This window comes from Pedobacter ginsenosidimutans (genome assembly GCF_001442625.1).
GTDB classification, from domain to species: Bacteria; Bacteroidota; Bacteroidia; order Sphingobacteriales; family Sphingobacteriaceae; genus Pedobacter; species Pedobacter ginsenosidimutans.
This window is the reverse complement of the sequence record NZ_LMZQ01000022.1, coordinates 33,254-40,734: the sequence shown is the minus strand read 5'-3', so window position 1 is coordinate 40,734 and position 7,481 is coordinate 33,254. Positions and strand designations below refer to the sequence as shown.

3 protein-coding genes are annotated in these 7,481 nt (G+C 40.5%); 2 read left to right on the top strand and 1 reads right to left on the bottom strand.

Annotated elements, in window-relative coordinates; genetic code table 11:
• Positions 1–328: 328 nt before the first annotated feature.
• Positions 329–1,603 carry an alginate lyase family protein gene (locus tag ASU31_RS20615; protein WP_209435028.1) on the bottom strand — a complete coding sequence of 425 codons (1,275 nt, stop codon included), beginning with the start codon at positions 1,601–1,603 and terminating at the stop codon, positions 329–331.
• Between the two features lie 1,238 nt (positions 1,604–2,841).
• On the opposite strand from ASU31_RS20615, the gene ASU31_RS20610 reads away from it, so the two are divergent.
• Together ASU31_RS20610 and ASU31_RS20605 are read left to right on the top strand one after the other, a co-directional pair.
• Positions 2,842–5,976 (top strand): SusC/RagA family TonB-linked outer membrane protein, encoded by a 3,135-nt coding sequence (locus ASU31_RS20610; RefSeq protein WP_057934157.1) that lies wholly within the window; start codon positions 2,842–2,844, stop codon positions 5,974–5,976.
• A 13-nt stretch (positions 5,977–5,989) separates the two neighbouring features.
• Positions 5,990–7,471: a RagB/SusD family nutrient uptake outer membrane protein gene (locus ASU31_RS20605; protein ID WP_057934156.1), complete on the top strand. Its 1,482-nt coding sequence runs from the start codon at positions 5,990–5,992 to the stop codon at positions 7,469–7,471.
• Positions 7,472–7,481 lie beyond the last annotated feature (10 nt).

Genomic DNA, 7,481 nt, shown 5'->3' with positions numbered 1-7,481 from the left:
CCCATCTAGCGCAAGTCTTAGTGCCCCAGCCTGAGCAAAGGCTCGACTTGTGCTTTGATGCAATCACTTCGGAAAAACTATCTAACTCCCATCTAGCGCAAGTCTTAGCGCCCACGGCCTTAGTAAAAGCCTGACTTGGGCTTTCATTAAATCAATACATTAATCTCTAAAAAAATCCCAGCTAGTTAAATATAGTGAATGCACAAGTCATCTACCCAGCTGCCTCTCCACTAAAGACTTGCGCTAGTAAAGGAAAAATTGAAACAATTTCAAAAGTTCTGACAGGAATCGATAAAGTCTTTGTCTTGAAATATTAAGCAATTGCCTATCAACGGGAAAAAGTCAAAGTTCCGAAGCCAAGTTGATCATAACTGCCACTATTTGGTCCATAATCTCCACCACCGCCCTCAGGCCGTACTTTTGCGGCAAATTGGGTAGTATACACAGCTGGTTTTCCTTTTACCTTCACATAATAATTGTAAATCAGTTCCCATCCCGGGCGTATGGTGCCTCGGCCAGCGCTTGAAATAACCGTATGATTTGAATTTTCGCAGTTGTTATAAGTTGTAAACGGAACGGTATTGGTTGTATTGATGTTATAGGCCGCTATATATTCACTAACTCCTAAAAGGGGCGGGTTAACATGGCTCCATGGGTTATAATCGAAAAAGTTTTGGCCCTGGTTATATAACATTTGGCAAAAGGTACCGAAAAGAGGAACCTCCATCGTAGCATGCCCCTGATCTCTCCCGGCCTCCTGGCCCTGGTCCATACCATTGGGATAGGTGGCGGTAGTCACTCTTCCGATAAAGGCGGTGCCGGTTCCACTATGCTGATAATAATCTATTGCATAATTAATCTTGGCCACATCATCGCAGAGAATGCCTATGGCCAACACCGTGCATAAGTTAGACATATCCCAGTTAAACCAGTAATGTGTACCACAGGTATTGTTATGTCTATTCAGAAAATCGCTCGACACGGGATAGTATACATTCAGCATAAAATTTTTAAAAGCAGTAAAATCTGCTGCAGACCAACCGCTGAAACCACGCATAATTTCCGCAGCATTTGCCCATTGATAACCTTGCAGTCCAGCCGCCAGCTGTTTATTGCTGTCCCCATCAATATACCTGCATTTAACAGCCCAGGCATTCATAATCGCTATGGCATTTGCACCACAGGCAGCATCGCCCTTAATTTTCCAACGTAGTGCATTCTGATAGGCAGCTGCAGCATCCTGACAGGCCAGGATATAATTTTCAGCCCTTCCGCTTGCTGCTCTTCCACGCACAATTGTATCAACCGGCCGCGGAACATAGGTGGCTGCAGAACGACCATTGGCTACAAGTTTATTCCAGCCATCCAGCCAGGGTTGCGCCCCTGCATTTACCTTGTTAGTCATTCGGGCAAAATCAGCCGCAGAATGAAGCATCCCTGGGTGTACAACCGTGCTTACCCGCCCTAGCGCAGCGGCTACCATTTGTTTTCCGGGCACCAGACCAGCACTCAAATCTGCGGGATCTTCAGTGACGGTTGGCTTACTGCATCCGCAAATGACAGTTACCGCGCAAAGTGTGAATAGATTCATTTTTGTTTTCATAGATAATAGATAATTGGTTAAATATGATCTGCCTTTAAATGCAAAAGGCTGTTAAGCCAGCGTTTTGCATTGTGACATGCTTATTTTCAACAATCAGTCTCATTTTATCAGGTTATTCAGATATACGGAATAAACGCCTAGAAGGTAATTTCCTGATAAGTTTCATTTGTTAATTAATTTTAGTTAGATTTTAATATTAATCTTTGGTGGCCAAGCCTTCCCAGATTTATATATTCCAAAGACAAAACTGTAAGCCCTCCATACTCTTTTTTTAAGATATGTTTTACAGTTTAAAATCAATAATCCACAATTGGACATCATCTGGCTACATTTAGCTTAGGTTAGCCAAATTACTTGCCTAAAGATTATCAGGCACCATTATTTAGGACAGAAAATATAAGTCAAAATGACAATAACCCCAACACATTACCAAAAAAATAAATTTTAAGTGCCTCCAAGTATAATCTCATTGTTATTAGTGGCGTTTTTTGCTTACACTGTAGCCAAAGCCCTTATTTCCGAAAATCAGACTTGTAATATTGTTCTTAAAAAATTAAAAAATCAATAAAAAAGAAGAAGAAAACAATTATTAAGGTTGATATCGGCGCATCGGCATTTTTTTTGTAGCGAAACAAGTATGAAAAGGAATGATATAATCAGTGCGCTCTTAGGTATGTTGATTATGGCCATCACTTATTGGCTGCTGTTTTACAGGCTCTCCTCTCCTAAAGAGCATAAAGAAGTTAGAATATCCTCCTCAACACCACGATTAAAAAACTTAGAATAAGCTCCTTACTGATCTTTATTTGGTGAAGCCTTAAATTTTATTTAAGGTATGAATGGCTTTTTTTATAAAAACTATAAATTCTATAGTTTTTGTAGTCTTTATAATAATTTTATATATATTTGTCAAAATGATGTTAATTATATTAACGATAAATTAAAAAGTACAATGCACCATTTACAATTTGTTTCCATGCGAATGTGCCTTTCCTGTTGTTGCTAATACAGCAGCGCTCCTCACCCCCAATTTTTATAAATAATTACTGGCCTAAGGCTAACTGCAGAAGTGTAGCCTTTTCTAAACAGCTTACAAAATGAAATAGTGTCTATTATAAAAAACAAAACCGACAGGGAAGCCCTGCCGGATATTATTCGATAACCAGTGTAACGCCAATCACTTCTGGTTATCAAGTTTTACTAACAATTCAAATCATTAAATAAAACTGTATAAATATATGGAAAAATCTATCCATAGAAAAAAAATAGCCGCCAGGCTGATGGTATTTCTTGCAATTGCCATGTTTACCAAAAATGCAAGCGCACAGCATGAAAGTACCCCAATCATTAACTCAACCTTAATAGGATCAGTAAAAGATTCGATAACTAAACAGCCTATCGGGAATGTAGTTTTAGCTATAAAAGGAACTACACATGCCGTAACCAGCGCACCCGATGGAAGCTTTTCATTCCGCACCGGACAAAAATTCCCCTATACCCTTATAATAAGTTTTATCGGTTATCAAACCAAAGAGATTGTGGTTGATGGAAGTCCGATTACCATTCTATTAGCAGAAAAAGCGAGCAGCCTGAACGATGTTGTTGTAATGGGGTATGGCAGCCAGAAAAAAAGCGATGTTACCGGATCGGTAGGCTCAGTTTCCAAAAACCTGCTGGCACAGCCTGCTGCAAGTTTCGATAACATGCTACAAGGCGGTGTTTCTGGTATCGGCGTAACACAAAACTCCGGGCAACCGGGCGGTACAGCAACGGTGAGGATCAGGGGCGGTAATTCCATCTCATTTGGTAATGCACCGCTCTACGTTATAGATGGTTTTATTGTATACAACAATAACGACAATGCTAACGTTGGTTCCATTGGCACCAGTTCAAACGCACTCTCTACCATTAATCCAAGTGACATCGAATCGGTAGAAGTGCTAAAGGATGCATCGGCAACAGCCATTTACGGATCGAGAGGAGCCAATGGGGTAATTATCATCACCACAAAAAAAGGAAAGAAAGGTGTAAACAACGTAAATTATAATGCCTATTACGGCACGCAAACAGTAGCAAGAAAGCTCAATTTACTAAATGGAGCACAATGGGCTACGTTAATAAACGATGTAAATACAAGTGATGGTGTGCCGAAAACTTATAACGATGCACAGATAGCAGCATTTGGCTCAGGATCAGATTGGCAAGGTTCGGCTTTAAGTAACTCACCAATCTTTAATCAAGAGCTTTCTGTTTCAGGGGGGGATGAAAAATCGAGGTACCTAATTTCGGGCAATTACTTTAATCAGGATGGTGTAATATCAAATTCAGGATATAAAAGATATTCAGCAAGGATTAATTACGAGAAAGACATTTCAGAAAAATTTAAGGTTACAGCCAATTTTTTCGGGAGCAGATCTATAGAGCACAAATTACCGGGCAGTGCATACAACAGCATCAACTTTAGTAATGCCTATGCAAGTTTAATCCTTACCAGCCCTATTGCAACAATTAAAAATGCCGACGGTAGCTATAATATCAGTAATCCCTTAAATGCAACGCCAACCAATCCCCTACAGGATATAGCGGCCACTATAAACCAAAATACCCTAAACCGGATATTGGGTAATACTGCAGCCGAGTATAAAATTTTAAAAGATCTAATACTTAAAGTTACCGCAGGGGTAGATATCCTGAACACCAATCAGCAATATTATGCCCCTTCTTTTACGGCCTCGCCCGCAGGAGGATCTACAGGCTATGCTACCAAAGGTTATGCTTCCCTGGGTTCGGGCAATGCACTAAGCTGGCTGAACGAAAATACCCTTACATATAACCATACTTTCGGGGATAAACACTTCCTCAATGCACTTGTGGGTTACAGTACACAATACGAAAATGGCAAATCTTTTACCACATCTGCACAACAGTTTCCCAACGATTTAACCACGTTTGATAATTTATCTTATGCTGGTATTGCCAACCTGCCCAACTCAGCTGCCCGCAGTTCGAGCCTTAACTCGGTTCTTGCACGTATTAACTATTCTTACCTGCATCGCTACAATATTACCTTATCAGAAAGGGCCGATGGTTCTTCCAAACTTGGTAAAGAAAATAAATGGGGATTCTTTTCTTCTGTAGGTGTTTCGTGGAATGTTAACGATGAAGAATTTTTTAAACCGCTCCAAAATATAGTGAACAGCCTGAAAATTCGCTTAAGTGCAGGCCAAACAGGTAATTCGGAAATACCGCCATACAGTTCGCTCTCGTCATTGTCGCCAACCAACTATTACCTTGGTGGGAAACTGGTTACCGGCATATCGCCTGTACAAATTGCCAATCCCGATCTAAAATGGGAAACCACTACACAGTATAATGCAGGTTTAGACCTGGGCTTTGTAAACAACAGGATAACCATTGCCTTTGATGCTTATTACAAAAAAACAACCGATTTATTGCTTAATGTGCCATTGCCATTATACACCGGCTATGCAAGCGCGCTAAAAAATATCGGAAGTGTATCTAACCGTGGTATTGAGTTTTCTGTGAATAGCGAAAATATAAAAACACCCGCTTTTAACTGGAAAAGCACATTGATTTTTAGTGCCAATCGCAACAAGGTGCTAAGTCTGGGAGAAAATGTAAAAAGCTTTTTCCCCGTTGCGCCAACAGGACAGGTGTCGCCCGTAATTGTACAGGTTGGCTTGCCGGTTGGTACTTTTTGGGGTTATGATACGAACGGACTTTTAAAAACAGCCGATCTTACTAATGGCACACCACTGTTGGGAGGTGTACCGCAGCAGGCTGGCGATACAAAATATGTAGATAGCAACGGGGATGGTATTGTTACCACTACCGACAAACATAGCCTGGGCAGTGCACAGCCAAAGTTTACAGGCAGTTTAAACAATACTTTTAATTACAAGGGAATAGACCTGTCGATATTTTTTCAGGGTTCTTATGGTAACAGGGTATTTAACTTGCTTCAGCAAAGTTTAGAGCGCCCTACCCTTACCCAAAACGCATCGGCAACCTTGTTAGACCGTTGGACACCACAACATCAGGATGCGACTGTTGCACGCGCCACCAACTCGCCTGTACCACAGGTAACCGACCGCTTAATTGAAGATGCCTCATACCTAAAGCTTAAAAACGTTTCATTGGGCTACACCTTTAAAACAGAATGGGCAAATAAAATCAAGCTTAAAAATTTAAGGTTTTATGTGTCTGCTCAAAATCTGTTCACCGTTACAAAATACACGGGTTTAGATCCTGAGGTAAATTTTTACGACAATGACAATACCAAACAGGGAATCGATTTTGGAACATACCCGGCCACCAGAACCTTTTTAGCTGGCCTATCTATCACTTTATAAAATTAATATACAGATGAAAAAAACAATCACCCATCCTATAATCTGGTTATTAACAATCATAATATTTACGGCTACAGCCTGCAAAAAACTTGAAGAAAACCCGAGTTCGGTTATTGTAAGTTCGCAGTTTTTTAAAACACAATCTGATGCCATTTCTTCAGTTAATGCTGTTTATAGTTCTTTAAACAGCGATCCGAACGGCGATTTCCCTTTATATGGCCGCCAGTTAAACCTATTGGTAGAAAATGCAAGTGATAACCAGATTTTTAGTCCGAGTAATACCAACCCGGATGTGCGGGCTTTGGGTGTATCAACCTATATCCCTTCTAACAGCCGGATACAAAAAGTATGGCAACAATTGTACTTCGGCATCAATAAGGCCAATATTGCGATTGATAATGTACCCAATGTTTCAGCAGATACCGTTTTAAAAAACAGACTGGTGCGCGAAGCCAAATTTATAAGGGGCTTGCTTTACTTTAACCTGGTGAGGTTATACGGCGATGTACCATTGGTACTGCACGAACCTAAAAGTGTAAACATTGAAGATTTATTGGTTAAGAGAAGTGCTATTGCAGCAGTTTACCAGCAGATTATTGCCGATTTAACAGATGCCACCAGTTTACCAAAAAACTATGGCACAGCCGATTTAGGCAGAGCAACATCGGGCGCAGCCCACTCACTGCTGGCAAAGGTATATGTTACGCAGAAATTATGGCCCAAAGCCCTTACCGAACTCAATACCATAATAAACGGTGGTTACGGTTATGCGCTGTTTCCGAATTATAAAGATGTTTTTCAAAAAGCAACCAAGAACGGCATCGAGCACATTTTCTCTGTACAGTTTGAAAGTAACCTGGGGGCAAAAAATGTTGTACAAAATCTCAGTCAGAGTTTTACCTCATTTAATACCGGAACTTTCCCCATTGATGTACCTGCCAACAAAAGTGTTTACGAACTTTTTTCTCCTGCAGATACCAGGCGCGAAACCACTTTTTACGATTCTGTTTACAATGCGGCAACAGGCAAATATGTAGTCTTTAAAAATGCCTATACGCCGTATTTCAACAAATTTGTTGATTATACCTTAAGCCCCTTAAATACCCAGGCACAGAGCGGGGTAAACTATCCTGTAATCAGGTATGCAGATATATTGCTGCTTTACGCAGAAGTGGTAAACAACATCAGCGGGCCAAACGCCGAGGCTTACAATGCCATTAACAAAGTAAGGGCAAGGGCAAAAATTGCAGATTTAACGCCTGGTTTATCTGCAGATGCATTTAGAGACTCTGTTTTCTTAGAGCGTAGAAAAGAATTTATCCAGGAAGGCCATCGCTGGTTCGATCTGGTAAGACAGGGCGGTAATATTTATGTAGATGCCCTTAAAAAAATTCCCGAAAAATCGGCTGTTTCCTCAAAAAACATCCTGTTTCCTATCCCTCAAACCGAAAGAGAACTCAACACGCTACTCACACAAAATCCCGGATATAATTAATTATTAATTT

What these genes read in the sequence shown, in the direction of transcription:
- ASU31_RS20610 (WP_057934157.1), top strand. Translation starts at nt 2,842, where the DNA reads ATGGAAAAATCTATCCATAGAAAAAAAATAGCCGCCAGGCTGATGGTA.
- ASU31_RS20605 (WP_057934156.1), top strand. Translation starts at nt 5,990, where the DNA reads ATGAAAAAAACAATCACCCATCCTATAATCTGGTTATTAACAATCATA.
- ASU31_RS20615 (WP_209435028.1), bottom strand. Translation starts at nt 1,603, where the DNA reads ATGAAAACAAAAATGAATCTATTCACACTTTGCGCGGTAACTGTCATT.